At 63.1% G+C, this 25108-nt stretch carries 26 protein-coding genes; 20 read left to right on the forward strand and 6 right to left on the reverse strand.

Annotated elements, in window-relative coordinates:
- The 19 genes from fliG (at position 1) to PW789_RS17580 (ending at position 16742) form a co-directional block, all read left to right on the forward strand.
- Positions 1 to 1089, forward strand: coding sequence for a flagellar motor switch protein FliG (gene fliG / locus PW789_RS17490; RefSeq protein ID WP_299379028.1), 1089 nt, complete (start codon positions 1 to 3; stop codon positions 1087 to 1089).
- A complete protein-coding gene (locus PW789_RS17495) occupies positions 1073 to 1753 on the forward strand; it encodes a FliH/SctL family protein (protein WP_299379030.1) in 681 nt (226 codons plus the stop codon). The genes fliG and PW789_RS17495 overlap by 17 nt, the downstream gene beginning before the upstream one ends.
- Positions 1750 to 3057 (forward strand): FliI/YscN family ATPase, encoded by a 1308-nt coding sequence (locus PW789_RS17500; RefSeq protein ID WP_299379032.1) that lies wholly within the window; start codon positions 1750 to 1752, stop codon positions 3055 to 3057. Before PW789_RS17495 ends, PW789_RS17500 begins: the two co-directional genes overlap by 4 nt.
- Before the next feature lie 3 nt (positions 3058 to 3060).
- Positions 3061 to 3531 carry a hypothetical protein gene (locus PW789_RS17505; RefSeq protein ID WP_299379034.1) on the forward strand — a complete coding sequence of 157 codons (471 nt, stop codon included), beginning with the start codon at positions 3061 to 3063 and terminating at the stop codon, positions 3529 to 3531.
- A gap of 76 nt (positions 3532 to 3607) precedes the next feature.
- Complete coding sequence (locus PW789_RS17510) at positions 3608 to 5026, forward strand: hypothetical protein (protein ID WP_299379036.1); 1419 nt, start codon at positions 3608 to 3610, stop codon at positions 5024 to 5026.
- A 220-nt stretch (positions 5027 to 5246) separates the two neighbouring features.
- On the forward strand, positions 5247 to 5612 hold the full coding sequence (locus tag PW789_RS17515) for a flagellar hook capping FlgD N-terminal domain-containing protein (protein ID WP_299379039.1): 366 nt from the start codon (positions 5247 to 5249) through the stop codon (positions 5610 to 5612).
- 68 nt (positions 5613 to 5680) lie between these two features.
- Positions 5681 to 6913: a flagellar hook protein FlgE gene (locus PW789_RS17520; RefSeq protein WP_299379041.1), complete on the forward strand. Its 1233-nt coding sequence runs from the start codon at positions 5681 to 5683 to the stop codon at positions 6911 to 6913.
- A 143-nt stretch (positions 6914 to 7056) separates the two neighbouring features.
- Positions 7057 to 7587 (forward strand): flagellar basal body-associated protein FliL, encoded by a 531-nt coding sequence (fliL, locus tag PW789_RS17525; protein WP_299379044.1) that lies wholly within the window; start codon positions 7057 to 7059, stop codon positions 7585 to 7587.
- Positions 7588 to 7612: 25 nt separating this feature from the next.
- Positions 7613 to 7954: a FliM/FliN family flagellar motor switch protein gene (locus PW789_RS17530; RefSeq protein WP_299379046.1), complete on the forward strand. Its 342-nt coding sequence runs from the start codon at positions 7613 to 7615 to the stop codon at positions 7952 to 7954.
- Positions 7955 to 7990: 36 nt separating this feature from the next.
- Positions 7991 to 8254: a flagellar biosynthetic protein FliO gene (locus PW789_RS17535; protein WP_299379048.1), complete on the forward strand. Its 264-nt coding sequence runs from the start codon at positions 7991 to 7993 to the stop codon at positions 8252 to 8254.
- Positions 8245 to 9135 carry a flagellar type III secretion system pore protein FliP gene (gene fliP / locus PW789_RS17540; RefSeq protein WP_299379050.1) on the forward strand — a complete coding sequence of 297 codons (891 nt, stop codon included), beginning with the start codon at positions 8245 to 8247 and terminating at the stop codon, positions 9133 to 9135. Before PW789_RS17535 ends, fliP begins: the two co-directional genes overlap by 10 nt.
- 17 nt (positions 9136 to 9152) lie before the next feature.
- Positions 9153 to 9425: a flagellar biosynthetic protein FliQ gene (locus tag PW789_RS17545; protein ID WP_299379051.1), complete on the forward strand. Its 273-nt coding sequence runs from the start codon at positions 9153 to 9155 to the stop codon at positions 9423 to 9425.
- Positions 9426 to 9427: 2 nt separating this feature from the next.
- Complete coding sequence (locus PW789_RS17550; protein ID WP_299379052.1) at positions 9428 to 10210, forward strand: flagellar biosynthetic protein FliR; 783 nt, start codon at positions 9428 to 9430, stop codon at positions 10208 to 10210.
- Entirely contained in the window at positions 10207 to 11349 is a 1143-nt protein-coding gene (locus tag PW789_RS17555) for an EscU/YscU/HrcU family type III secretion system export apparatus switch protein (protein WP_299379053.1), read from the forward strand. Before PW789_RS17550 ends, PW789_RS17555 begins: the two co-directional genes overlap by 4 nt.
- A complete protein-coding gene (gene flhA, locus PW789_RS17560) occupies positions 11346 to 13442 on the forward strand; it encodes a flagellar biosynthesis protein FlhA (RefSeq protein WP_299379054.1) in 2097 nt (698 codons plus the stop codon). The genes PW789_RS17555 and flhA overlap by 4 nt, the downstream gene beginning before the upstream one ends.
- A 56-nt stretch (positions 13443 to 13498) precedes the next feature.
- Positions 13499 to 14470, forward strand: a complete 972-nt coding sequence (locus PW789_RS17565) for a FliA/WhiG family RNA polymerase sigma factor (protein ID WP_299379056.1) — start codon at positions 13499 to 13501, stop codon at positions 14468 to 14470.
- 3 nt (positions 14471 to 14473) lie between these two features.
- Positions 14474 to 15451 carry a flagellar motor switch protein FliM gene (locus tag PW789_RS17570; protein ID WP_299379058.1) on the forward strand — a complete coding sequence of 326 codons (978 nt, stop codon included), beginning with the start codon at positions 14474 to 14476 and terminating at the stop codon, positions 15449 to 15451.
- A gap of 50 nt (positions 15452 to 15501) precedes the next feature.
- Entirely contained in the window at positions 15502 to 15792 is a 291-nt protein-coding gene (gene fliN / locus PW789_RS17575) for a flagellar motor switch protein FliN (protein WP_299379060.1), read from the forward strand.
- Complete coding sequence (locus PW789_RS17580) at positions 15780 to 16742, forward strand: hypothetical protein (RefSeq protein ID WP_299379062.1); 963 nt, start codon at positions 15780 to 15782, stop codon at positions 16740 to 16742. Before fliN ends, PW789_RS17580 begins: the two co-directional genes overlap by 13 nt.
- Before the next feature lie 55 nt (positions 16743 to 16797).
- Here PW789_RS17580 and PW789_RS17585 read toward each other — a convergent pair whose 3' ends face one another.
- From PW789_RS17585 to truA, 6 genes are all read right to left on the reverse strand, one after another.
- Positions 16798 to 17160, reverse strand: coding sequence for a peptidoglycan-binding protein (locus PW789_RS17585; RefSeq protein ID WP_299379064.1), 363 nt, complete (start codon positions 17158 to 17160; stop codon positions 16798 to 16800).
- Between the two features lie 313 nt (positions 17161 to 17473).
- Positions 17474 to 18340 carry a PDZ domain-containing protein gene (locus tag PW789_RS20235; protein ID WP_367182587.1) on the reverse strand — a complete coding sequence of 289 codons (867 nt, stop codon included), beginning with the start codon at positions 18338 to 18340 and terminating at the stop codon, positions 17474 to 17476.
- Positions 18235 to 19143: a trypsin-like peptidase domain-containing protein gene (locus tag PW789_RS20240; protein WP_367182584.1), complete on the reverse strand. Its 909-nt coding sequence runs from the start codon at positions 19141 to 19143 to the stop codon at positions 18235 to 18237. Before PW789_RS20240 ends, PW789_RS20235 begins: the two co-directional genes overlap by 106 nt.
- Positions 19144 to 19355: 212 nt before the next feature.
- Positions 19356 to 20282 (reverse strand): DMT family transporter, encoded by a 927-nt coding sequence (locus tag PW789_RS17595; protein WP_299379066.1) that lies wholly within the window; start codon positions 20280 to 20282, stop codon positions 19356 to 19358.
- Positions 20283 to 20383: 101 nt separating this feature from the next.
- Complete coding sequence (locus tag PW789_RS17600) at positions 20384 to 21658, reverse strand: M20/M25/M40 family metallo-hydrolase (RefSeq protein ID WP_299379068.1); 1275 nt, start codon at positions 21656 to 21658, stop codon at positions 20384 to 20386.
- Between the two features lie 54 nt (positions 21659 to 21712).
- The gene (gene truA / locus PW789_RS17605) at positions 21713 to 22510 is read right to left on the reverse strand and encodes a tRNA pseudouridine(38-40) synthase TruA (RefSeq protein ID WP_299379070.1); all 798 of its coding nucleotides are present in this window, start codon (positions 22508 to 22510) and stop codon (positions 21713 to 21715) included.
- 359 nt (positions 22511 to 22869) lie between these two features.
- On the opposite strand from truA, the gene PW789_RS17610 reads away from it, so the two are divergent.
- Complete coding sequence (locus PW789_RS17610) at positions 22870 to 24984, forward strand: TolC family protein (protein ID WP_367182585.1); 2115 nt, start codon at positions 22870 to 22872, stop codon at positions 24982 to 24984.
- The last annotated feature ends 124 nt before the right edge of the window (positions 24985 to 25108 follow it).

A 25108-nucleotide genomic window follows, 5' to 3' on the forward strand; every position in this document is an offset into this window, starting at 1 on the left:
ATGGCGGCACAGGCGACGATGACGATGATGCAGGGAGGGATGCGCAATCCGCTTCTGCTTCCCGAGGAGGCAGGCTTTGCGGCGGCGGAGCTGCCGGGGCTGCGGAAGGCGGCGATTCTGCTGGTGGCGCTGGGCGATGAGCTGGCCAAGACGCTGCTGCAGTCGCTTTCGGAGAACGATGTTCACCGGGTGACGGAAGAGATTACGAGGCTGGGAGAGATTCCGGCGCAGCAGCTGACGCAGGTGATGACGGAGTTTTACGGTCTGCTGGAGACACAGCAGTATATGGTGCGCGGAGGGCCGGACTATGCCATGCGCGTGCTGACGGAGGCCTTCGGAGCATCGAAGGCGGAGAGCCTGCTGTCGCAGGTGAAGCGCATCCGCGAGCGTGCCAACAGCAACATGGCAGTGCTACAGCGGATGGACCCATTGCAGCTGAGCAAGTTCCTGGAGAGCGAACATCCGCAGACGATCGCGCTGGTGCTGGCGCACGTTGATGCCAAGCGCGGATCGACGATCCTGATGGAGCTGGAGCCGGTTCTGCGGGTGGACGTGGTGAAGCGGCTGGCGGAGATGCGGCACTTCTCGGCGGAGATGGCGCAGAAGGTGGCGTTTGTGCTGCATCGGCGGATGGAGGGCATGGGGAGCGGCGCGAGGAAGTCATACTCGGGCTTCAAGGCGGTGGCCGAGCTGCTGAACCGCATCGACCAGACGGCGAGCAAGACGATTCTTGAAGAGATTGAACAAAAAGAGCCGCAGCTGGCGATCGGCATTCGCAACCTGATGTTCACCTTTGAGGATCTGCTGACGGTACCGCAGGAGAGCATTCGCGAGCTGTTGGCCGCCTGTGACAAGCGCACGCTGGCGGTGGCGCTGAAGGGAAGCCGCGACAATCTGCGGGCATGGCTGTTCAAGGCGATGAGCTCTCGCGCGGTGGAGATGCTGCAGGAGGATATGGACGTGATGGGGCCGGTGCGGATGAAGGAGGTCGGCGTGGCGCAGCAGGAGATGCTGGCGCTGGCGCGGCAGCTGGAGGCGGAGGGCAGGATGATGCTGAAGCTGGGGGCCGACGATGATCTCGCCGTTTGAGGAGAGGGAGAGCCTGGACGAGGCGCTGGTGCTGCCGTTGGAGTTCGTCTCGCTGGATGAACCGGAGGAGGATGGTCTGCTGCTGGCAGCGGAACGCGAGGCGATGTTGCGGGAGCGAGCTGCGGCTCTCGAGAGCAGGATCGTGGAGGTGCAGGAGGAGGCGCAGCGGACGCTCTCGGAGGAGCATGACCAGGCAAAGTCAGAACGGGATGAACTGGTTGAGATGCAGGAGCGAGAGCTTGCTGCCGTGAGGCAGCAGGTGGCCGCGGCGGTGGCGGCCTTCGAGCGGGAGCAGGATCGTTATCTGCGCGAGGTGGAGCATGAGGTGGTCTCGCTGGCGCTGGCGATTGCGGGGCAGGTGTTGCATCGCGAGTCGGTGATGGACCCGATGTTGCTGCGTGGTGTGGTTCGCGTTGCGCTGGAGAAGGTGGCGGCGGAGAACAACGTGACGCTGCGGGTGCCTGCGGGGCAGGGTGAGACCTGGCGCAGCGCCATGATGGCGGAGGAGAGGACGGGCGTGAACGTCGTCGAGGATCGCCAGCTGGGGAGTGGAGATGCTGTGCTGGATACGGCCGTAGGCAGGATTGGACTGGGGATCACGGAGCAGCTGAGAGAGGTGGAGCGCGGCTTCTTCGATCTGCTGGCCAAGAGGCCGGCGCGATGAGCGGAACACTTGCGCCTTACTTTGCCAGGCTGAAGCGGCGACCGAGTTGGCGCTGGAGTGGCCGGGTGGTGGAGGCCAATGGGCAGACGCTGGAGTCGGAGGGGCCGCTGTGCTCGGTGGGCGAGTGCTGCGAGGTGATCGATGCGGAGGGGGAGCATCACGCGGCGGAGGTGATCGGCTTTCGGGGGAGGCATGTGCTGGCGATGCCTTTGGAGGCGACGCGGGGCATCCGCTACGGCGATGCGCTGGAGGCGATGGGAGAGTCACCGACGATAGCGGTCAGCGAAGAGCTGCAGGGGCGCATTCTGAATGCGGTGGGCGATCCTCTGGATGGCATTGCTGCACCGAAGTCGGCGATGCGCTGGCCGCTTGACGGCAGGGTGCCGGACCCGATGGAGCGGCTGCCGATTCGCGAGGCGCTGGGCACGGGGGTTCGTGTGATCGACGGTCTGTTGACGGTGGGTCGTGGGCAGCGCATTGGGATCTTCGGCGGATCGGGCGTCGGCAAGAGCACGCTGATCGGCATGATGACGCGCAACACGCAGGCGGACCTGACGGTAGTGGCGCTAGTGGGCGAGCGCGGACGCGAGGTGCGTGAGTTTGTGGAAGATTCGCTGGGAGAGGAGGGGCTGCGCCGGTCGGTGGTGCTGGTATCGACCTCGGACCAGAGCCCTCTGCTGCGGATGCGGGCGGCGCAGGCGGCGACGGCGGTCGCGGAGTTCTATGCGGCGCAGGGACGGCATGTGCTGCTGGTGCTGGATTCGCTGACGCGCTATGCGATGGCGGCGCGCGAGATCGGGCTTGCGGCGGGGGAGCCTCCGACGAGCAAGGGATATACGCCGTCGGTCTTTTCGCGGCTGGCCAAGCTGGTGGAGAGGACGGGCAACTTCGAACGGGGAAGCATCACGGCGTTCTACACGGTGTTGATGGAGGGCGATGATCAGCAGGATCCGATCGTGGATTCGGTGCGTTCGTATGTCGATGGCCACGTCGTGTTGTCGCGCGCGCTGGCTGGGGCGGGACGGTACCCGCCGGTGGATGTCGTCGATTCGCTGAGCCGGTTGATGCCTGCGGTGACGACGCGGAGGCACCAGGCGCAGGCGACGACGGCGCGCAGTCTGCTGGCTGCCTATGCGCGATCGGAAGACCTGATGCGCATTGGAGCGTATAAGGCAGGGACCGATCCCGAACTGGATCGCGCCATTCGCGCGTTGCCGGTGTTGAAGCGGTTTTTGGAGCAGGAGAGCATGGAGCGGCCGACACTGGACGATGCGATCGAGCGGCTTTGCGCGATGGAGCTATAGGGAATGCGCGATCGACTGAAGGGGCTGCAGCGGCTGCTGAAGGTGTATGAGGGGATCGAGGGAATGCGCGAGTCGGAGGCGCATCGCGCCAACGGCGAGGTGCGCGTGGCGGAGATGGCGGTCGGACAGCAACAGGAGATCGCCCGCGAGGCGACGGGTGCTGAGCGTGAGAGCCGGGCTGAGGCGGAGCGCCTGGGCTGGTTCGATGCGACAGCTTCTCTGCAGATGTCGGCGGTCAAGGAGGCGCGCCTGAATCATGTCCTGCAGGAGCGTGCCCGTGCCGGTGATATCGCAAACCGGAGGCATCGTGACAGCAGGGTGTGGAGCGAGAAGATGAAGACGCTGGTGGAAGGTGTGCAGTCCGATGTGGTCAGGCAGGACGAGCAGCGCCTTCAGTCGCTGGCGGAGGAAGGCCATCTCTTTCGTCTGCAAAGGGGCCGCCGGCCGAAGCGGGATGGCGCGACGCCGAGATGAGGACGCTCTCATCTGAGCCGGGACGTCTTTGGCATGGCGGTTGCAGTAAGAAGAGATCGAAGTAGGAGGTGCCTGCGTGAGGGTAAGGACGGCGGATGTGAAGGCACTGCTGATGCGAATTCACGTTGAGACCAAGGCTGAACCGGTATCGGGCGATGAAGAGGATTCCTCGTTCGCGGCGAGCCTGCATACGCAGATGGGCGAGATGGAGGATCTTCCCGCGGTGAAGTCTGCTGCCTCGCAGCCGGATAAGACGCAGGTGCTGAAGCAGCTTCCTCAGAAGGCGGAAGCGGTAGCGGAGGGGCATGCAGCAGCACAGGATGCTGACGCGGTCGCAGCTGAAGGCAGTCTTCCTGCCGTGAGCACTGGCGATACGAAGGTCAAGGGGACCACGCCGGATGACCGCCCGATCGATCTGTCCTTGCGCGACCGGGAGCCGGAGAAGATGCCGCCTGTGCCTGCAGGTGACGCGAAGAGTGCGGGCGAGAAGGCGACGCTGCCCGCGTTCCTTCGATCTGCTTTGGCGAAGAATGCTTCGCCTGTGAGCGGCAAGAAGAAAGACGACTTGTCGAAGGTCGAGGATAAATCTTCGGTTCATGTGAAGGATGCCGTCGCCGGGGAGAACGGTGCTCTTGTGGCCGCAGGTTCAAGTGTGGGGCAGCACTTGCAGCATGTGCATGCAGCTGTTGCTGTGCCGGTCAACGTCCCAATGAAGAGCGGTTCTTCACCACAGACAGAGACCGAAGGGAACGATGCTTCCCCGGTGATGCGTGTGCGGCAGGCCTCGCGAGGGAGCGTCGCTTTGGCCGCGCCTGCCGGCAGGGGGGCAACGCAAGAGGCCTCGTCGGGCAACGCTGCTGCGTCCTCTGCGGGGAACGAGGGAGCACCGCGCGCTGGCGAGAAGGACGATCACGGCAAGGCGAATGGCGCGACGATGACGGGAGTTGCATCGGCGGATAAAGCGGTGGCGGGAGCAACGGTTGAGAGTATCGATGGTCGCGGCGGACATGAGCGTGTGGTGTCGCCGGTCCAGGGTGTGGATGCGGAGCGCAATGCAGGGACGGCTGGAGGAGCCGCTGCCGGCGGGGCTGTGATGGTTGTGCCGGTCGCGGCGGATCGTCCGTTGTCATCGCTGCACCAGGCAGTGAACGCCCAGGCGAGCCAGCTTCCGGTGCATGCGGAGGCTCATGCCGAGCAGGAGGCCATGCGTGCGGGCGGCCTTGCGGCGGAGGGGCGAACGATTGTGGCAACGCCATCGTCGCTTGAGGTCGGTTTGGCGAACGGCACGCACGGCTGGCTGAAGATTCGCGCCGAGATGTACGGAGACAGGGACGGTGACCGCGCAGCTGACCTCGAGTACGGCGGTGGGGGAGCAGATACTGCATGGCCAGCTCCCGGCGATCTCGCACTTTCTGGAGCAGGAGCATCTGCCGGTGTCGAGCCTGGTGGTGCACCATGCCGCGGATACCTCGGGACTCGCTTCAGGCGCCGATAGCGGCGACCGGAGCGGAGGGCAGGCTCCTCAGAGCGATGGAGGAGGTTCGGAGCGCCGGTACTCCGTTGCCGAGACGGATTCTAGCCGGATGGCTGAAGGTCTTTTCGAGGTACAGCAGGGAGAGGCCTCTGAAGGTGGCGGCGGATGGCTGAGTGTGAGGGCCTGAGGCCACAACGTTGTAAAGCGCTACAGGACAGCAGCAGGAGAACGGAGAAAGCGGATGGACCTTTCAGGATTATTTACGACGGCGGGAGAGAGTGCATCGTCGCGCGTGGCGATGGCACTTGCTCCCAAGACAAGCAATGCGACAGCAACGGCAAAGGTAACAGCAAAAGATACGACGACGGGGACGGATAGCTCTGGAGCAACCGACGGCTCGACGTCGAGCACGACGGATGCGGATAACAGCATGATTACGTCGAATGACTTTCTGACGCTGCTGGTCAGTGAGTTGAAGAACCAGGATCCCACGCAGCCGACCGATCCGACGACGTACATCAACCAGCTGGTCGGCGTGAACAGCCTGCAACAGCTGATCTCGATTAACCAGGGTCTGTCGACGTTCGAGGATTCGATCCTCGGCTGACGCACGACGGGTGCAGCAACGACACCGGGCTTCTGAGGAAGACGGCGAGAGAGCAAGGAGAGAAACGGATGGCATCTTTTTCGATTGCAGTAAGCGGACTTCAGGCGGACACGATTGCGCTGGATACGATCGGCAATAACCTGGCGAACCTTAACACGACGGCCTTCAAAGATCAGAGCACATCGTTTGAAGACCTCTTCTACCAGCAGATGGGCGTCTCGGGCACGAACAATCCGATCCAGGTCGGCGTCGGTACACGTGTCTCGGGGACCGAGGCGAATTTTCTGCAGGGCACGATTCTGCCGACCGCCGGTCAGCCGAGCAATATGGCGCTGAGCGGCGATGGCTTCTTCGTGACGGAGCAGGACGGTATACAGACGCTGACGCGGGCGGGCGACTTCCAGCTCGATCAGAGCGGCAACCTGATCTCGACCAGCGGCTCGAGCGTGATGGGTTATCCGGTGAATAACGGCGTTGTCAATACAAACGCTGCACTGGTTCCGATTACGCTTCCGGTGGGTGTGACGGAGGCCGCGCAGGCGACGAGCCAGATCGACATCACGGCGAACCTGAATGCGGGCTCGACTGTGGGCACAAGCTTTACGACGCCTGTGACGATCTACGACTCGCTGGGGCAGAGCCACGCGCTGACCGTGACCTATACGAAGACGGCAGCCAACAGCTGGGACTACAGCGTGGGTCTGCAGTCGGGCGACGCAACGGGAACACCGACAAACACGACGGGAACGCTGACGTTCGATTCGAACGGCAATCTGGTCTCGCCGTCCGGAGACGTTACGGGGATCACCTTTCCCGGACTGACGAATGGCGCGAGCGATCTGTCGGTCAGCCTCGATCTGTTCGGCAGCAACGGCAACTCGACGCTGACGCAGCTGACATCGCCTTCGACGAACACGGCGACGTTGCAGGACGGCTTCGCCAGCGGGACCTATTCGAGCTTCTCGGTGGACAACGACGGTGTGATCTCGGCGCTTTACACCAACGGTCACAAGGCAGTTGTAGGTCAGGTGGCGGTAGCGCGTGTGACCAATCCCGACGGGCTGGCGATGATTGGGAATAACTCATATGCGACGACGAATGCCTCGGGCAATGCCATCTACGGCACACCCGGCACCGGCGGTCGTGCGACGATCGAGGATTCGGCGATCGAGCAGTCGAACGTCGATATCTCGCAGGAGTTCTCGAACCTGATCGTGGCACAGCGCTCGTTTGAGGCGAACTCGAAGACGATTACGACCTTCGATTCGGTGACGCAGGCTGCGATGAGCATGATCCGGTAAATCGCATGTGATGTGGTTGCGAACGCCGCTCCTGTGTGGGGCGGCGTTCGCGCATGCGGCAGGGGATGAAGAATCCCTAATCTTTCCCCCGTTCTAATTGGCGTTTCGATTGCACAGGTAGAGGCATCGAGGTCAGAACGAATATGTCGAATACTCCTGCGGTTGCTTCCAATGATCTGCCGATCCAGGCGAAGGTTCCGGTCGTCTCGCTGGGGATGGCGATTGTTTTAGGCGTTGTGGTGTCTGTGTCGGCGGTGGGCGGCGCGGGCTATTACCTGATTCACTCCGGCAAGCTGCGCCTGCAGACGATGCCGCCAGCGGTCGTCAGCTCCGGGCAAAAGACTCGCTCCATTCAGATGGAGCCCATGGTGGTGAACCTGGCAGACAGCACGGGTGAGGCTTATCTGCGTGCGTCGATTGAGCTGCGCGTGGCCGATGCTGTGGGCGAGACGGATAAGGAGAGCAAGAAGCCGGAAGAGGCGAAGGACAAAGGCGCTGATGCGGCGGTGCGGGACACGGTGCTGGCGGTGTTGAGCGGTGAGACCTCGCAGGCGCTGCTGACGCCTGACGGCAAGGAGACGCTGAAGAAGTCACTGAAAGACGCCCTGGCAGAGCGCAATCCGGAGCTGAAGGTCGTCGATCTCTACTTCACTGAGTTTCTGGTTCAGCGATAGATCGCAAACGGGGGAGCGGGGAACGATGGCGGATGTGGAGCTGGTCAAGGCCGAGGTGGAGGTGGAGATGGAGCAGAGGATCGACGCTGCGAAGGCCGAGCCGCCCGCCGGGCCGGGGATGAAGCGGATCGAGAAGCACATGGCGTGGCCTGTGCTCTCCGTGCTTGAGATGTCGGTCAGCGCGGAGATTCCGCTGGAGGACTTCAAGGTGCGCGATCTGCTGGCGCTGGAGAGCGGACAGCTGATCGCAAGCGCATGGCCGGAGACCGAGGATGTGACGGTAATGGCCGGAGGCGTGCAGGCGGGCTGGAGCGAGTTCGAAGTGGAAGACCAGAAGCTGCTGGTGCGACTGACGCGGCTGGCGTAACGACGAGCGGATGTGAGGAGAGGGAGAGCGTTACCGATGATGGAGAAGAGTACGACCTTCGAGCAGCAGGGACTGGTGGGACAGCTGGTTGCGGCCTGGAGAACTCGCCGCAGTCTGCGGAGCCGCTCGCCGCGCCTGCTGCAGCTGATCGAGACGCTTCCCCTGGGGGCGAAGCGTCAGTTGATGCTGATTCGTTGCGGTGAGGAGTTCTACCTTGCGGGCGGCGGCGTAGAGAGCATCGAGACGCTGATGAAGGTGGATGCGGCATCGTTGCCGGCTGAGGGGCTGCGATGCGGTTGAAGAGTGGACTTCTGACGATCGTGCGCTGGGCGGCGGTGGCGGTCTTGCTCGCCGGGCCGCTGGCGGCTCATGGTGCAGCGCCGACAAGGTCATTCTGGGTGAAGCATGATGCTGCTGCGCTGCGTGCGGGGCACGCTGCGGCAAAGGCTGCAGCGGCCCATCGCAAAGACAGTAAGCCGTCGGCTGCGTCGGGCTCTGAGCGGGATGACCTGGCTGCCGCTGCGCAGCAGTCGATGGAAGACAGTATCAAGGCAAATCGCAGCGTGCCGTGGTCGATCGTCGTTGGACTGACGCTGTTGACGCTGCTTCCTGCGCTGCTGCTGTCGATGACACCGCTGGTTCGACTGCTGGTGGTCTTTCACTTTCTGCGCCAGGCGCTGGGAACGCAGACAGCTCCTTCGAATCAGGTGTTGATGGGGCTGGGGCTGATGATGACGTGGTTCCTGATGCAGCCTGTTCTGTTGCAGGTGGAGCAGACGGCGGTGACGCCGTATCGCGCGGGAGCGATTGCGGGCGATGAGGCGATTGCCCGAGGCATCGAGCCGGTGAAGCAGTACATGCTGCGCTACGCACGCCAGAAGGACCTGGAGCTGTTTGCCTCGGCTGGAATGGGGAACCGTCCGGCGACGAAGAACGATCTTCCATTCCAGGTGGTGGTGCCTGCTTACATCCTGAGCGAGTTGAAGGCGGGATTCCAGATCGGAGCCGTTCTCTTCTTTCCGTTTCTGCTGGTGGATCTGATGGTCGCGAGCGTGACGACCTCGATCGGCATGATGCAGCTGCCGCCGGTGGTGATCTCAACGCCGCTGAAGATTCTGCTGTTTGTGATGGTCGATGGCTGGAACCTGCTGGCCGACCAGTTGTTGAAGAGCTTTTCGTAGAGAGAGTGTGGAGCGCGATGAGTCCGGACCAGACGGTGGAGATGATGCGTCGGCTTTTGATTGAGGCGGTGTTGCTGAGCGCGCCGCTGTTGCTGAGCGCGTGCATGGCGAGCCTGCTGGTGAGTCTGGCGCAGACGCTGACCAGTGTGCAGGAGCAGACGCTGACGGCGGTGCCGAGGCTGGTGGTGGTCTTCGTGGTGACGATGGTCTCGCTGCCGTGGATGGTGCATCGGCTGATCGGCTATACGCTCCATCTCTTTGCCGGCGGATTTCACAGGTTTCTGGGATAGCGATGCAGGGAGCGACGACAGCGACGATTGCAGACTGGCCGCAGTATCTGGCCTCGGGGCTGCTGGTGATGATCCGCCTGAGCGGGCTGATGGTGTTTGCTCCGGTCTTCTCCTCGTCGGCCATTGCGCCGCGCATCAAGGTGGGTTTTGTCGTTGCGATGACGATCATGCTGGCGCCCGTGGTGGGTGCTGTGACTCATCAGCCCGTGGAGCTGGGCGGAGCGGCGATCGTGGGAGAGCTGAGCGTCGGGTTTGTCTTCGGGCTTTCGTTGATGCTGCTGAACGAGGCGCTGCTGTTTGCGGGGACGCTGCTGGGGATGCAGTTCAGTTTCTCGCTGGTGAACCTGATGGACCCGAACTCGATGATTGAGACGCCGGTGCTGGGGCAGATGCTGGGCTGGCTGGGCGTCCTGGTATTGATCGGCGCGGGGATGGACCGCACGATGCTGGCAGCGATGATGCGAAGCTTTGTCGCAGTGCCGGTGGGGCATGCGGCGATGGGAGCAAAGACCGGCGCTACGCTGGCGGCGATGGGTGGCGGCATCTTTCTTGCCGGGCTGCAGCTGGCTGCTCCGGTGATGGCGGCCGCGATGACCGTCGAGATGACGATCTCGCTGATTGGAAGGCTGTCTCCGCAGCTGCCTGCGATGGTCGTTGGGATTCCGTTGAAGACGATGGCCTCGTACGTGGTGCTGATTGCGAGCCTGGCGGTGTGGCCGGGGTGGATCGAGCACCACTTTACGTTACTGCTGGAAGCTGCAGGCCGGTTGGTAGGGATGCCATGAGCGATCAGAAGACAGAACAGGCGACACCGCAACGGAAGAAGAAAGCGAAGGAGCAGGGCGATGGCGTGCGCAGCCGCGATCTACTGTCGGCGCTGGCGATGCTGGGAGGAACGCTGGTGCTGGGCGCGATGGCGCCGGGCTTCATCGCGGGGTGGAGGCAGGTCTATCGGGAGAGCCTTCGCGCGGCTGCTGTGGGTGAGGTGACGGGAGACCGTCACTGGATCGCCGCGGCGCAGCATCTGGTCCTGCCGTCGTTGTTTCCCCTTGCGGCGATTATGGCGGCGAGCTTCGGTGCGGCGTTGTTTGGCGGGATTGCGCAGGGCGGCGGTGTGACCTTTCATGCGCAGGCGCTGGAGTTGAAGATGTCGCGCTTGAACCCGGTGGAGAACGTGAAGAACCTGTTCAGCCTGCGTTCGGCGACTCGGCTGGTGAAGTCGCTGGTGCCGGCGGCGGTGATGGGCGCGCTGGGCTGGACGGCGTTGAAGGAGCTGATGACCTCGGCTCCTGTGATGAGCATGATGCGTCTGCCGGCGACGTTTTCGACGGCGTATGGGCTTGCGCTGGATGCGGCGTGGGTGACGCTGGCCTGGTCGGGACTGGACTACGCGATGGAGTGGAGAGCGTGGAACCAGCGGCTGCGCATGTCCAAGCAGGAGATCCGCGAAGAGAGCAAGGAGCAGATGGGCAATCCCGAGGTGAAGGGACGGATCCGTCAGATTCAGCGCGCCATGCGCAAGCGCAAGGTGAAGGCCGATATGTCGCGCGCCAGCGTGGTGATTACGAACCCGACGCACTATGCCGTGGCGCTGGAGTTCAGCTTCGAGACGATGGCCGCGCCGGTCGTGATTGCGAAGGGGCGCGATCTGCATGCTGCCGAGATTCGCGAAGAGGCCCGCTGGGCGGGGATTCCTCTGGTCGAGAATCCTCCGCTGGCAAGGAGTTTGTACCGCTCGGTTGAACCGGGGCAGGCGATTCCGTTTGAGTTGTATGCATCGGTTGCGGGCATTCTGGCGTACCTGTACCGGCAAAAGATGGAAGAGCGGATGCGCCGCGAGAGACAGGCAGAGGCGGCGCGACGCGTGGCGTCGGCCCGATCGACGAGGCCGATGACAATGTACGGATTTGGAGGCGGAGTATGAGTGAAAAACGAGCAGGGTCGGGGTGGTCGCCGCGAAAGCTGCAGGCGTTAGTGCTGCCGACGACGGCGATCAGCATGGTCTTCGTGATGCTGATTCCTGTGCCCGGCGTGGTGCTGGATATTTTGCTGGCCATATCGATTACGGCGTCGGTGATCGTCTTCCTGACGGCGGTGCAGGTGCGTCGCGCGGTGGACTTCTCGGTCTTCCCGACGCTGCTGCTGCTGCTGACGTTGTTTCGGCTGTCGCTGAACCTGGCCTCGAGCCGCAGGATCCTGCTGCATGGCCATGAAGGAACGGGTGCAGCGGGATCGGTGATCGAGTCGTTCGGCCAGTTCGTGGTCGGCGGCAACTATGTCGTGGGCTTCGTGCTCTTCCTGGCTCTGATCGCGATCCAGTTTCTGGTGGTGAGTCATGGCGCGGTTCGCACGGCCGAGGTGACGGCGCGATTCACACTCGACGCACTGCCGGGCAAACAGATGGCGATCGATGCGGATATGAACGCTGGCCTGATCGATGAGCAGGGTGCGCGCAAACGGCGCGAGGCGATCGCACGCGAGGCGGAGTTCTACGGCGCGATGGACGGCGCGGCGCGATTCAATCAGCGCGACTCCATGGCGACGATTCTCATTACGGTGATCAACATCGTGGCGGGGTTGTTGATCGGCGTGGTGCAGCAGGGCGTGGATGTTGCGACCGCAGTGAAGACGTACACCATTCTGACGGTGGGCGACGGTCTGGTGACGATGATTCCCAGCCTGCTGGTCTCGGTTGCAGGCGGCATGGTGCTGACGCGGGCCTCGTCGTCGGGGACGCTTGATAGTGAGCTGGGAGCGCAGCTGTTTCGACGGCGCAACACGCTTTGGATCGCCTGCGGGGTGCTGGTTGCGCTGGCACTGGTTCCTGGGCTGCCCAAGCTGGCGTTTCTGCTGCTGGCGGGCGCGGTAGCGTTGATCGCACGCAGGCTTCCGGCGGAGAAGGCGCCGGAGGCGCTGGAGCTGGTGTCGGCGAAGACCTCTGCGAAGCAGCAGGATGCTGCCAGGGGCGAGAACCTGGCGGCGCTGCTGAAGATCGATGAGCTGACGCTGGAGATCGGCTTCCAGCTGATTCCGCTGGTGGATGAGAAGCAGGGCGGCCAGATGCTGAACCGGGTTCGCGCGCTTCGGCGTCATCTGGCGACGGAGCTGGGTTTCATCGTTCCTCCGATCCACATCACCGATAACCTGCGGCTGCGGCCACGGGAGTATGTGGTGAGCCTGCGCGGCATCGAGATCGCACGCTGGCAGACGGAGCAGAACCGGCTGCTTGCGGTGAACGCCGATCCGAAGGCAAGACCGCTGCAGGGGCAGGAGACGAAGGAGCCTGCGTTCGGGGTCTCGGCGCGATGGATCGAGCCGGGGCTGGAGGAGCAGGCGCTGGCGTCGGGCTATTCGGTGGTGGATCAGACGACGGTGATTGGAACACATCTGGGCGAGTTGATCCGGCGTCATGCGCACGAGCTGCTGAGCCGGCAGGAGGTCAAGCGTCTGCTCGACAGCATGAACGACAGCCATCCCAAGCTGGTGGAGGAGTTGGTGCCGAAGCTGATGTCGCTGGGTGAGGTGCAGCGCGTGCTGCAGCAGCTGCTGCGGGAGCAGGTGTCGATTCGCGATCTTGGGTCGATCCTCGAGGTATTGGTGGAGGCATCGCAGCAGTCGAAGAGCGTGGTGCATCTGGTGGAGAGCGTGCGCCAGGCGCTCGGTCGCGGACTGGTGCGTCCGCTGCTGGATGCAGATGGCGGGTTGCGCGTGATGATGCTGGATCAGGCGATTGAGAACGAGCTGGTTGGCACCTTCGATCCGCAGAGCGCTGCACCGCTGTTGCTGGGCGATGGCGCGCGAGCGATGCCGCAGGATTTTCTGCGTCGGCTTGTGGAATCTGTGAAACGTCTAACCGGGCCGGGCATGACATCGGCCCTTCCCGTGCTCCTCTGTCCGAGTCCGGCGAGATATCACGTAAGGCGCTGGCTGGAGCCCTTTCTGCCGAAGGTGACGGTGCTTGCGCCGGTCGAGATTCCTCCGGAGGTCAGGGTGCAGAACATGGGAACGATTGGCTGAGCGAACAGAGTTGCAGGCGATAGCAGGGCGATGGCGCAAGTGAGCGGAGGGTGTGGATGGAAGCAGGACGTCTGATGGCGGTGAGCGTGACGAGAGCACCCGAGCCGGAGTGGATCGCCGACGCGGCAATGGTAGCGGGAACGACGGTCTCGGGAACGACGAGACGAGGAGAGGCGATGCAGGTGTTTACGCCCTTTACCGAGGCGGACCAGGAACAATCCGGCGATCATCACGCGAAGATGGAGTCGGACGCCGAGCGGGACCGGTTGTTGATGGAGCATCTGCCGACGGTGCGTTACATCGCACGGCGCATCCATGAGCGACTGCCGCAGCATGTCGAGCTGGACGATCTGATCTCGGCTGGCGTGGTGGGGCTGATCGACGCGTTCTCGAAGTTCGATCACGCCAAGAAGGTACAGTTCAAGAGCTATGCGCAGTTTCGTATTCGCGGCGCGATCCTCGATTCGCTGCGCACGCTGGACTGGAGCCCTCGCGAGCTGCGGCGGAAGGGCCGCGCGGTGGAAGAGGCGATCCGCACGGTGACGCAGCGCATCGGCCGTGCACCGTCGGACCAGGAGATTGCAGCGGAGATGAAGCTGACACTCAACGAGTATCAGCAGCTGCTTGGAGACCTGAAGGGGCTGGAGATCGGCAGCCTGCACATGGAGCGCTCGGAGGATTCGGGCGATGAGGAGCTGGCATACATTCCGGGATCTCCGGAGGAGGACCCGCTGTTTCGCTGTCTGAAGGGGGAGATGAAGCAACGGCTGATCGATGCGATTGACGACCTGCCGGAGAAGGAGCGCATGGTGCTGACGCTCTACTACTACGAAGAGCTGACCATGAAGGAGATCGGCCTGACGCTGGGAGTTGTGGAATCGAGGATCTCGCAGATTCATTCTTCGGCGGTGTTGCGGCTGCGTTCGGCGCTGGCGGGGCTGAAGTCCTCGGAGACAGGGAAGGGCATCCGCAAGCGCAAAGATGCTGTGACGGGGCGACGTAAAGAAGATCGGCATGAGGCGAGGTAGGCGATGGAAAAGAACCTGGGACAAGAGGATATCGATGCATTATTTGCCGCGGCAAACTCGTCGGCGAAGGCCATGCAGCCAGAGAACGAACAACCTCCCGAGACGTATGTCTTCAGCCGGGCGGGCAAGATCAGCAACGATCAGATGCGAGCGATCAGCACGGTCAACGACCTGTTTGCGCGCAACCTGATGCATGCGCTGAGCGTCTGGCTGCGCGTGCCGTTCCGGGCGAAGCTGGTTGCGGGTGAGCAGCTTCCCTTCAGCGAGTTTCTGGAACGGCTGTCGTCGATGGCGTACCTGTGTTCGGTGCGCCTGGAGCCTCTGGGAGCCGTGGGGCTGATGGAGATGGATCTCTCGCTGGCGGGGCCGATCGTCGATGTGCTGCTGGGTGGCACCGGGCAGGCGGCAGATCCTCGTGAGCTGACGGACATTGAGGAGTCGATTATGTCGTCGGTGATGGAGCTGGTGGTGCATGAGTTGACCCTGGCGTGGCAGCCGGTAGGGCTGCAGTTCACCATCGAGAAGCGCGAGACCGAGGCACAGGCGGCGAGGACGATGACGCTGGGCGAGAAGACGCTGTGCGTGAGCTTCGACCTCAAGATGCAGGACGTGCAGGGGGTGTTGAATCTCTGCCTGCCCGCGGTGGTTCTGAATGCGATCCTGCGCAAGCTGATCTCAGAGGGCGACCGTCCGCGAAGGCGATCCGAGGATGCCGCAGTGAGAATCCGCGAACTGATGTCCAGGGCCAGGGCAGGCGTGTCGCTGCAACTTCCGCCGATACGTTTGCGTGCTTCTGAGATTGCGGCGCTGACACCTGACACGATCCTTCGCATGCCGATGGCGTGCCACGAGCCGCTGGAGCTGCGTATCGGAGGTCTGCCGTTCGCGCGTGCGCGCGCCGTACGCAGCCGCGAACATCGCGGCGCGCGGCTGGAGTCTGACGCTGAAGGGAAAGCCCAGGCAGCAGCACAAATTAATTAAAAGGATCGTGCGATCCTCGCAGAAATGGATGAAGGACAAAGGAGAACGAGATGGCCGAAGAGACGGCGACGACGACGCGGATCGACATGCTGAACGATATCGATCTGGATGCAACACTTCGATTCGGTTCACGCGAGATGACGCTGGAAGAGGTCCTGAACCTGGGGCCGGGTTCGGTGATTGAGCTGGATAGGCACATCAGCGAACCGGTGGACCTGGTGGTTGGGGATCGGATCGTTGCGCGGGGAGAGGTGGTCGTGATGAGCGGCAACTTTGCGCTGCGTGTGACAGAGGTTGCTGCGCCGCAGCTGCGGCTGGAGAGTATCCGATGCTTTTTGTAAATCGAAGGGCAAGTCTCGCTGCAGTGCCTCCGCAGGCATCGATGGCGGACGCGCTCACCTGGGCGACAGGGACCTATGAGCTTCCTCAGGCAGCGTTAAACCCGCCGGTGGTGACGACCACGAAGCGTCTTTGCGGCAGCGTGCTATGCACCACATCGAGGATCTCGCCATTTCGCAGCCGGAAGCGGCCGATCTTTGAAGAGCAATGGGGGTGCAGCGGGCGGTGTGTGCTGGCCATGGTGCAGGCCGCGGTCCGGCGTGAGATTGCGGGCGGCCTGGAGACCTCGGTCGCGCAGCATCGTCATCGTCTGCCGCTGGGGCTTCTGATGCTGGGGCAGGGATGGATTACGCAGGCGCAGCTGCAGTATGCGCTGGCGGTGCAGAAGCTGCATGGCGGCCGTATCGGCGACTGGCTGGTGGCGGAGTGCGGCGTGGCCCCGGAGCATGTGACGCGCGGCCTGAGCCTGCAGTGGAGTTGTCCCGTGCTGACGGCACGCGGATTTTCTCCGGCGGCGATGGCCCTGATTGTTCCGAAGCTGTTTGTCGAGGAGTTCGGCCTGGTTCCACTGCGAATCGCGGGATCGCAGCTGCTCTACGTGGGCTTTGAGGAGCGGCTGGATGCCTCGGCGGCGCGGGGGCTGGAGCAGATGATGAATCTGAAGGTGGAGAGCGGGCTGGTGGGGACACTGGAGTACAGCACCATCCGGCAGAGCCTGCTATCGCAGCTTGTGGCGCCTGCGAAGTGTGAGGTGGCGGCCGATGCAGATGCGCTGGCTGCGCGGATCACCGCGATCCTGGAGCAGAAGCAGCCGATCGGAGCGAAGGTGGTGCGGATGCATCGCTACCTGTGGCTTCGCCTGTGGCTGGAGAAGGCCTCGCGCGCGAGCAGGGGCGCAGCACCCCGGGACCACGAGGACATTCTGGATTACATCTTTACCGTGGGACGATAGATGAGAAGAAGATGAGAGTAAAACGAGAGCGCCTGTTCCGGGCGCTCTCGTTTCGTTACTGTTGGCCGACGTTGGCGGTCTCGGTGACGGGGCGGGGTGGCTCTGTCGCGAGAGCGCTTGCTGCGGAGGAAGCCGGCTTCGAGGGACCGAGGCCAAGCTTGATGATGGCGCGGGAGTCGGGCATCAGTTTGGTCTGCCAGCCGTTATCAGATTGAAACTTCTGCATCGCGGTCTCGGTGGCGGAGTCCCAGTGGCCGCTGGGCTCTGACATGTAACCGGACTTTACCAGAGCGGTCTGGATCTGAGCGGCACGGGCATCGTCGATCGAACGCTGACCGGAGGTGTGCTTCGCTGCCGGAGCGCTGCTCTTGGTGTGTTTGTTGCTGTGTGCCGTAGGGCCGCGGCGCATGCGCGTCATGGCGACGCATGGCGGGAGGGTTGTTGCAAGAAGCGCGGCGATACAGAAAATGCGGCCAAGCTGCATTGGCGAAAGAACCTCGCGTGTTGGTTTGGCAGGGTGACGAATCGCGCTGCCGACCCCTTCTTCAAAGGTTATCGGGGAATAATAGACCGCGCAAGAGCGGCTGGCGAGAGAATACGCAACTTTCATGGTGCGCCGTGAGGTATCTTCCTCATCCTTAGGTCCGAATAGGGATCGACCGAAAGCTGAGAAAGATAAAGCGGGAGGCGATGACGCCTCCCGCTTCGGGGTTAGAAGTGACGATTGAAGACTACGGCAGGGTTCCACCGACGTAGGAGTTGCCGCCACCCTTCTGGAAGGGCGAGTGGACGACGAAGACCACGTCATCCTTGGACTTGAGGCTGGTGACGACGGCCCTGTAGGAGGCTTCGTCTGTGACGGCCTTGCGGTTGATCTCCGTGATGATGGTTCCCTTGACGAGGTTGATGTCGTCGGCGAAGGACCCTGGACGGACGGTGGTGACGATGACGCCCTTGGCGATGCCGGTCTTCTGAGCAACAGCTGGGGGAATCGTGGAGACCGTGATGCCGAGCTTGGTCTGTCCGGCATCGGACTCCTGCGGCGAGTTGTCATCGTCGTCATTGTTGCCTGCGAGATCGGAGTAGGTTTTGGCGCGGTCTCCGATGACGACATTAGCGGCGTTCTGCTTGCCGTCGCGCAGGTAGCCGAGCTTGACGCTGGTTCCGACCTTGCGGGCGGAGATGTCGGCCACGAGATCGTCGCCGTCCTTGATGGAACGTCCGTCGATGGAGATGATGACGTCACCCGGCTGGATACCCGCCTTGGAGGCGCCGCCAGCAGGTGTGACGGTCGAGACGATCACGCCGTTCTTGAAGCCGTACATGCGTCCCACCGCCGAGCTCATCGACGCCTGGAAGCTGATGCCGATGGAGCCGCGAACGACCTTGTGTTCCGGTCCGATCAGCATGTTGTAGACGTTGGCGATGATGCTGGACGGCATGGCGAAGCCGACGCCCTGCGAGCCCATGGACTGCGTGTAGATGGCGGTGTTCATGCCGATGACCTGGCCGGACATATCGACCAGCGGACCGCCGGAGTTACCGGGGTTGATGGCGGCGTCGGTCTGGATGAACTTCTGGAACTGCGACTGCGAGATGCCGGTCGGCCTGAAGGCTCGTCGATGGAGCGGTTCTTCGCCGAGACGATTCCTGCGGAGACGGTCTGCGAAAGACCGAACGGGCTGCCGATGGCGAGGACCCAGTCGCCGACCTGTGCGCTGTCGGAGTTGCCCAGCTTGATGGTGGGCAGGGGCTTATCGACGTCGATCTTGATGACGGCGATGTCGGTGTCCTTATCGGAGCCGATGAGCTTCGCCGGCCGGCCTTCGGCCTCGGGGCCGTTGTCGGGATCGGTGGAGAGCTTGACGTAGATCTTGTCGGCCTTGTCGATTACATGATTGTTGGTGATGATGTAGCCGCTGGGATCGACGATGAAGCCTGAGCCCAGGGCACGGCGCTCGGCGCCCGGCATACCGCCGTCGTCATCATCATCGCCGCCACCCTGGCCGCCCTGACCGCCGAAGAAGCGGTTCAGGAAGTCCTGCATATCGCCCTGCTGATCGCCGCTGCCGCCGCCCTGTCCAGGCGTGCGCTGACCGCGGCCTTTCTTGTTGGTGGACTGCTTGGGGAGCGATTCAGTATTGATGTTGACCACGGCAGGGCCAACCTGTTTGACGATCTGCGCGAAGCCGTTGGAGAGGGTCTGAGCCGCGGGAACGACAAGGGGCTTGGCGTTGGAGGTGTCGATAGGCTCCTGTTCCTTGCCGCTGACGCCGTGGGTGAGCACGGAGCCGACGAGGATGCCGGTCGAGAGCGTCGCAAGGAGAGCAAAGGTAGTCGTCAGGCGGTGGCTGCTCATGCGTTCCAGCCAGGTCTGTTTTGTGCTGGTCGATGTATCCATCAGTAAATCAAACCTCTTTCGTTTGCTGCGTGTCGCCCGCGTGCCGACGCGGGAATAGTTCGGCAAGGTCAAGTATAAGACTTTCCGCCTACCGAAATGTTCCGTTTAGAGCATCTTCGGTCATCATCAGGTTGGTTAGACGCGATGTTACGGCAAATGTATTCCTGTGAATCGGCAGGAGTTTGAGGTGTTCGGGCGCGGCTTTTGTTACATCAGGATGCGGGATAGGTGGGTACCGGCTCGGCGGTGGGAAGCAGTTCGGTGATGAGAATTCCGGCGAAGATCAGCGCGGCTCCGGCGAGGGAGCGGGAGCCGAGGCGCTCTCCCAGGAAGAGAAACGAGATCAGCCAGGCAAAGACGGGCTCCATCGTGAGCAGAAGAGCTGTGTGCGTCGGCGGAAGGTGTTGCTGGGCCCAGCTTTGGATGGTGAAGGCGGCAGCGGTGGCGATGAGGCTGGTGATCCCGAGGGCGATCAGCAGGCGCGGCGTGAGATGCAGGTGAAGCGGACCGCCGAGCGGCAGCGTGATCGCCATGATGAGTGCGGCAACGGTGATCTGCAGGGTCGCCAGCTGGGCGATGGGGACGCGAGGCGAGGTGTGCGCCAGAGCCAGCAGGTGGCCGGCGAAGGCGATGGCACAGAGGAGGGTGAGCAGGTCCCCAAGGCCGATGGAGGCGAAGAGGCCGCTCCAGGCGGTTCCGGCGGGCGTGGTGAGCAGAAGCAGGCCGCAGAATGCCAGCAGGGCTCCGAGGAGCGCTGTCCAGCGGGGTGCGTGCGCCGAGGCGGGACGGATGGCCGGGATTGCGGTCAGCAGAGGGACGAAGACGACGACCAGGCCGGTGATGAATGCAGACTTCGCGGCGGTCGTGCGCGCGAGGCCCGCGGTCTGGAACTGGTAGCCCGCCGCGAGAAAGATGCCGACGACCAGACCGGAGAGCAGCGTATTGCGATTGAGGTTCCGCAGGCTGCGGTGGTTGATGACGATGAGCGCGAGCGCGGCGATGCTCATGCGCAGCATATTGAAGAGCAGAGGAGAGGCATCCTGCAGAGCGTCTTTGACGAGGGCGAAGGTCGCGCCCCAGACGGCGACGACGAAGAGCAGCAGGAGATGCGCGATGGTCGAAGGACGAAGTCGAATCATGGGCAAGACGCGTCAGGAAAGCGATGGTGGTGCGGCTTGGTTTTCAGTGGATTTACTGATTCGAGTGTAGATGGTCCTGCCGTGTGCGATGCAGGCGGATTTTACGGGGTAGTTTGGATCGCTGCGCCGGAGTCGTGTGCGGCGGCCTCGAGGGAGAGCTGCGGCGCGATCTGGGTGCAGGCGAGAAGCAGCAGCAGAATGCGGCGCAGTGCGATCTCGCGGCCGCTGGGGTCGTACCACTCGTCGAGCGTGTGAATGCTGCCGCCGATTCCGCCGGTGCCGATGGCGATGGCGGGAATGCCGAGCGAGAGGGGCAGGTTCGCGTCGGTCGACCCGAGGCGCTGCTCGGTGGAGAGGTTGAGGTGACGGTCGACGGCGTGCAGCATGGTGAGCAGCCCGGATTGCTTGGGCAGGGCGGCTGCCGGGCGGTCGCCGATGGCTTCGATGTGAAGGATGATGGGCGCGGAGAGGCCGGTGTAGGGGGCGACGGTCTCCTCGAGGATGCAGCGGATGCGGGCGGCGGTCTCCTGCATGTGAGGCGAGGAGGTGGAGCGCAGCTCGATGAGGGCAGTCGCGGAGGAGGGAATGGAGTTGACCGAGGTTCCTCCGGAGATGTAGCCGACGTTGAGGGTGGTGAGTGGCTCGACGGAGAGGGGCAGCTCGGCGATGGAAGACAGCGCGGTGCTGAGCAGGAGAATCGGGTTGGGCGCCCCGGCATCGGACCAGGAGTGACCGCCGGGGCCGGTGACGGTGACGCGGAAGCGCATGCTGCCGAGGCCGCTGGTGACGACGGCGGTTGTGCCGCTGCCCTCCAGCGCGATGGCCGCGGCGATGCGTCCGCGATAGGCTCCCCGGGTGAAGAGGTGACGCATACCGCGCAGATCGCCCTCGCCTTCTTCGCCGACGTTGGCGGCAAACAGGATGGTTGCCGGGGTATGGATACGGGCGAACTGCAGCGCGGCGGCGAGGGCGAGCAGCGCGGAGAGACCGGCGGCGTTGTCGCAGACGCCGGGGCCGAGGATGCGGGAGGAGTCGGCGTCTTCGACGGGCTCGCAGTCGGTTCCCGGCGGGAAGACCGTGTCGAGGTGCGCGGAGATGAGAATGACGGGGCTGTCGGGCTCGGCGTCTTCGCAGGTGAGTTCGCCGAGGGCGTTGCCTTCGGCGTCGATGTGCAGGTGAGTCAGGCCGAGCTGGCGGAAACGCTCGAGAAACCATGCAGCGCGCTCCTGCTCGGCGAAGGGGGGCGCGGGGATGCGAACGGCTTCGAGCAGCCAGCGGCGCACCTGCAGCTGATGCAGATGAAGCCAGTAAAACGCGCGGTGCACTGCCGTCATGGTGGCGAGACGGGTAATGCGCTGATAGGTCGATGCGGACATGCTCTCTTCTGGAAGAGTAGCGCGAGGCGCAAGGGGGAAGCGACAGCGGGGCCACTATTCGTAGTCGACGTTGACCAGGAAGAGTCCCTGCGGTGGTGCCGTGGGGCCGGCGGCGGAGCGGGCCCGGGCGGCGAGGATGGAGGGGAGATCTGCGGCAGGGGTGCGGCCGCGGCCGACCTCGACGAAGGTGCCGACCAGGTTGCGGACCATGTGATGCAGGAAGCCGGAGCCTGTGATGCTGTAAATGATGAGGTCGCAGCCCTGCGGATCGGAGCGCCGCTCCCATGTGGAGGTGAAGATATGGCGGACGGCGGAGTGCGGCGGATGGGGTTTGCCATCGGCAGGATCGTCATTGCGGGTAGCGAGATCGGGGTCGACGGCGGCGAAGGAGGTGAAGTCGAAGCTGCCGACGATGAAGGATGCCGCCTGCTGCATGGCGGAGACGTCGAGCGGCCGGAGGCAGTTCCAGACGAAGGGGGCGAGAGTCGGCGGACAGACCGTGGCCGGGCAGATGCGGTACTCGTAGGTCTTACGGCGCGCACTATGACGGGCGTGGAAGTGGTGGTGGGCGGGCTCAATGGAGACGATGCGGATACTGCCCGGCAGCCTGTTGTTGAGGGCGCGCTGCAGGTTGGAGGCGGGGATCGTGGCTGCGATCGAGATGGAGACGACCTGACCCAGGGCGTGAACGCCGGTGTCGGTGCGGCCCGAGCCCTGAGGCAGGATGGTCTCGCCGGTGACGCGTTGGATCGCCTCGGCCAGGGTGCCCTGGACGGTGGAAAGACCCGGCTGAACCTGCCAGCCATGATAGGGGGTGCCGTCGTAAGCGACGATGAGCTTCCAGTGGAACATACGACTAATTGGGACGGTAACACGAAAGGAAGGCGGGACGGGGAAAGGGGGGTGCTCAGGCAACAGCAGGGATTGCTATACTTAGCCGGTCGTAACTCCGTGAAAATTTGGCCGGGCAGGGAACGAAGACGGGAACGCGTGCGTATCAAAGGCCATCCCCGCCCGCTGCCGGTACAAAGAGCGGGCGAGGCTCATCTTTTTCGCGTCTTCAGCGGGGCGATGAACGTACTAAAACTACGTCATCAAGAACGACTGAAGTCACCCCTGGTTTTAGCGGACAGGGAAGAGGCACCGGGAGTATGCGTCCGGGGAGATCTCTGTCCGGTTGTACGGTACTGAGAAGAGTTGGAGAGCTTATCGTGAGATTAAAGGATTTGCAGGCGGCGACAAGTGTTGTTTTGCTGCTGATGAGTGTGACCACCCCATCGTCGCTGGCTCAGCAGACCCAGACCAGTCCAACGGTCCCTGCCGCATCGCAGCCGACGGTGATCGATACGACGGGCAATCCGGCATTTCCCCAGGCCCCGGCGCCAAAAGCGACGGAGCCGCTCTATCTCAGGGATACGAAGGTCGATTACACGCAGCCCAAGAGCCACCTCTGGAACCCCATTGCGCCGTACACGCCGCGCTCGCTGGAACAGCCTCGGCTGGGCAATACGCCACGGCTGGATCAACTGCTTCGCGACGGCAAGATCTACCTGAGCCTGGCGGATGCGGTCCAGCTGGCTCTGGAGAACAACTACGATATCGAGATCGCGCGCATCAACCTGGATATCGCCGATACCGACATTCTGCGCACCAAGGGCGGATCGACGCTGCGTGGTGTCTCGACCGGCCTGGTGACGAACACCCTGGGCGGGACGACCTCGACGGTCAGCGGGGGCGGCGGACCGGGCGGCACCTCCAGCGCATCGGGTGGCAGCGGCACCGGCGCCTCGGGCCTGGTGCTGAGCACCAACGCCGGCGGTCCTGCGGTCGAGCCGCTTGATCCTGTGCTGACGGGCACGCTGCAGTACGAGGCGGCGAACACGCAGCAGGCGACGACCTTTATTACCGGCACCAATACCCTGAATCAGAACACCGGGTCGTACAACTTCGGCTATCAGCAGGGATTCCGCACAGGTACTCTGTTCAACTTCACCTTCAATAACTCGCGGACGACGACGAACAGCTTGCGGTCGAACTACAGCCCGCAGGTGAACTCGACCTTTCAGGCGCGGGCGACGCAGCACCTGCTGCAGGGGTTCGGCCTGTGGCTGAACAGCCGTTACATCATCCAGGCGAAGAACGACCGCCGCATTACGGACTCGGCCTTCCGGCAGCAGCTTCTGTACACGGTGAGCCAGGTTGAGAATATTTACTGGGGGCTGGTGAGCGCGTACGAGGACGAGCAGGCGAAGGAGCGCGCGCTGGCGCAGTCCACGCAGCTGACCTCCGATAACCGCAAGCAGCTGGAGATCGGCACGCTGGCTCCGCTGGATGTCGTCAACTCTGATGCCGCGGTGGCTACGGACAAGCAGGCGCTGGTGGCGTCGAAGACGAATCTTGAGTACCAGCAGCTGCTGATGAAGCAGGCGGTTGCGCGCAACCTGAATGATCCTCAGCTTTCCAACGCTCCGGTTATTCCGACGGATCGCGTGAGTCTCGACCGTCTTCCTGAGGAAGACACCCCGATCGAGGATCTCGTCAAGCAGGCCTACGCGAACAATCCCCAGATCGAACAGGCTTCGCTGAACATGAAGAACAACGAGATCACGATCAAGGCATTCAAGAACAATCTGCTGCCGACGGTCGATGCGTATGCCTTCTATGGCGGTTCGGCCCTTGGCGGCGCACAGAACCCTGCCCTGCAGTGCACGGATGCGAGCGGAAACGCGACCGGCCCGTGCCCTCCAGGAACCAGTCCGAATGCATCCTACGGCAATACTCTTAAGAACACCTTTAACAACTCCTTTCCGGATAAGGGTGTCGGCGTGAACATTACGATTCCGTTGCGCAACCGGGTGGCCCAGGCCGATCAGGCGCGTTCGCAGCTGGAGTACCGGCAGTCGCAGATGCGTCTGCAGCAGCTCTACACGCAGATCCGGATTCAGGTGATCAACGGGCAGTATGCGTTGACCAACGACCGTGCGCAGGTGCAGTCGGCGCAGGCCTCGCGTGACTATGCGGCGCAGAGCCTGGATGCCGAGCAGAAGAAGTACCGCCTGGGAGCTTCGACCACGGCCCTGGTCCTGCAGCAGCAGCGTAGTCTGGCGACGGCGGACAATACGCTGATCTCGGCGACGGCGGTTTACGCCAATGACCGTGTCGCGCTGGGACAGCTGCTCTCCAATCTGCTGGACAAGTACGGCGTTCGTATCGAAGAGGCCGCCAGCGGGGACATCTCCACGCAGCCTGCGATCCCGGGGCTGACGGCTCCAAAGGCGCCGGCTCCTCCAAAGCCGATTACCGCGCCGTCTGCTCCTCCGAAGTAAGCCAGGAGCAGGCAGCAAACTCAGCAAAGCCCGGGCAATGGCCTGGGTTTTGCTTTTTGGGAAGCGCGGCTGTTGCATCGACCGCGAGAAGGATTGCGGGCAGCCAAGTCGACTACACTTGAAG

The sequence above is a fragment of the Edaphobacter sp. genome, from assembly GCF_028283685.1.
Classification (GTDB): Bacteria; Acidobacteriota; Terriglobia; order Terriglobales; family Acidobacteriaceae; genus Edaphobacter.

What these genes read in the sequence shown, in the direction of transcription:
- fliG (WP_299379028.1), top strand. Translation starts at nt 1, where the DNA reads ATGGCGGCACAGGCGACGATGACGATGATGCAGGGAGGGATGCGCAAT.
- PW789_RS17495 (WP_299379030.1), top strand. Translation starts at nt 1,073, where the DNA reads ATGATCTCGCCGTTTGAGGAGAGGGAGAGCCTGGACGAGGCGCTGGTG.
- PW789_RS17500 (WP_299379032.1), top strand. Translation starts at nt 1,750, where the DNA reads ATGAGCGGAACACTTGCGCCTTACTTTGCCAGGCTGAAGCGGCGACCG.
- PW789_RS17505 (WP_299379034.1), top strand. Translation starts at nt 3,061, where the DNA reads ATGCGCGATCGACTGAAGGGGCTGCAGCGGCTGCTGAAGGTGTATGAG.
- PW789_RS17515 (WP_299379039.1), top strand. Translation starts at nt 5,247, where the DNA reads ATGGACCTTTCAGGATTATTTACGACGGCGGGAGAGAGTGCATCGTCG.
- PW789_RS17520 (WP_299379041.1), top strand. Translation starts at nt 5,681, where the DNA reads ATGGCATCTTTTTCGATTGCAGTAAGCGGACTTCAGGCGGACACGATT.
- fliL (WP_299379044.1), top strand. Translation starts at nt 7,057, where the DNA reads ATGTCGAATACTCCTGCGGTTGCTTCCAATGATCTGCCGATCCAGGCG.
- PW789_RS17530 (WP_299379046.1), top strand. Translation starts at nt 7,613, where the DNA reads ATGGCGGATGTGGAGCTGGTCAAGGCCGAGGTGGAGGTGGAGATGGAG.
- PW789_RS17535 (WP_299379048.1), top strand. Translation starts at nt 7,991, where the DNA reads ATGATGGAGAAGAGTACGACCTTCGAGCAGCAGGGACTGGTGGGACAG.
- fliP (WP_299379050.1), top strand. Translation starts at nt 8,245, where the DNA reads ATGCGGTTGAAGAGTGGACTTCTGACGATCGTGCGCTGGGCGGCGGTG.
- PW789_RS17545 (WP_299379051.1), top strand. Translation starts at nt 9,153, where the DNA reads ATGAGTCCGGACCAGACGGTGGAGATGATGCGTCGGCTTTTGATTGAG.
- PW789_RS17550 (WP_299379052.1), top strand. Translation starts at nt 9,428, where the DNA reads ATGCAGGGAGCGACGACAGCGACGATTGCAGACTGGCCGCAGTATCTG.
- PW789_RS17555 (WP_299379053.1), top strand. Translation starts at nt 10,207, where the DNA reads ATGAGCGATCAGAAGACAGAACAGGCGACACCGCAACGGAAGAAGAAA.
- flhA (WP_299379054.1), top strand. Translation starts at nt 11,346, where the DNA reads ATGAGTGAAAAACGAGCAGGGTCGGGGTGGTCGCCGCGAAAGCTGCAG.
- PW789_RS17565 (WP_299379056.1), top strand. Translation starts at nt 13,499, where the DNA reads ATGGAAGCAGGACGTCTGATGGCGGTGAGCGTGACGAGAGCACCCGAG.
- PW789_RS17570 (WP_299379058.1), top strand. Translation starts at nt 14,474, where the DNA reads ATGGAAAAGAACCTGGGACAAGAGGATATCGATGCATTATTTGCCGCG.
- fliN (WP_299379060.1), top strand. Translation starts at nt 15,502, where the DNA reads ATGGCCGAAGAGACGGCGACGACGACGCGGATCGACATGCTGAACGAT.
- PW789_RS17580 (WP_299379062.1), top strand. Translation starts at nt 15,780, where the DNA reads ATGCTTTTTGTAAATCGAAGGGCAAGTCTCGCTGCAGTGCCTCCGCAG.
- PW789_RS17585 (WP_299379064.1), bottom strand. Translation starts at nt 17,160, where the DNA reads ATGACGCGCATGCGCCGCGGCCCTACGGCACACAGCAACAAACACACC.
- PW789_RS20240 (WP_367182584.1), bottom strand. Translation starts at nt 19,143, where the DNA reads ATGGATACATCGACCAGCACAAAACAGACCTGGCTGGAACGCATGAGC.
- PW789_RS17595 (WP_299379066.1), bottom strand. Translation starts at nt 20,282, where the DNA reads ATGATTCGACTTCGTCCTTCGACCATCGCGCATCTCCTGCTGCTCTTC.
- PW789_RS17600 (WP_299379068.1), bottom strand. Translation starts at nt 21,658, where the DNA reads ATGTCCGCATCGACCTATCAGCGCATTACCCGTCTCGCCACCATGACG.
- truA (WP_299379070.1), bottom strand. Translation starts at nt 22,510, where the DNA reads ATGTTCCACTGGAAGCTCATCGTCGCTTACGACGGCACCCCCTATCAT.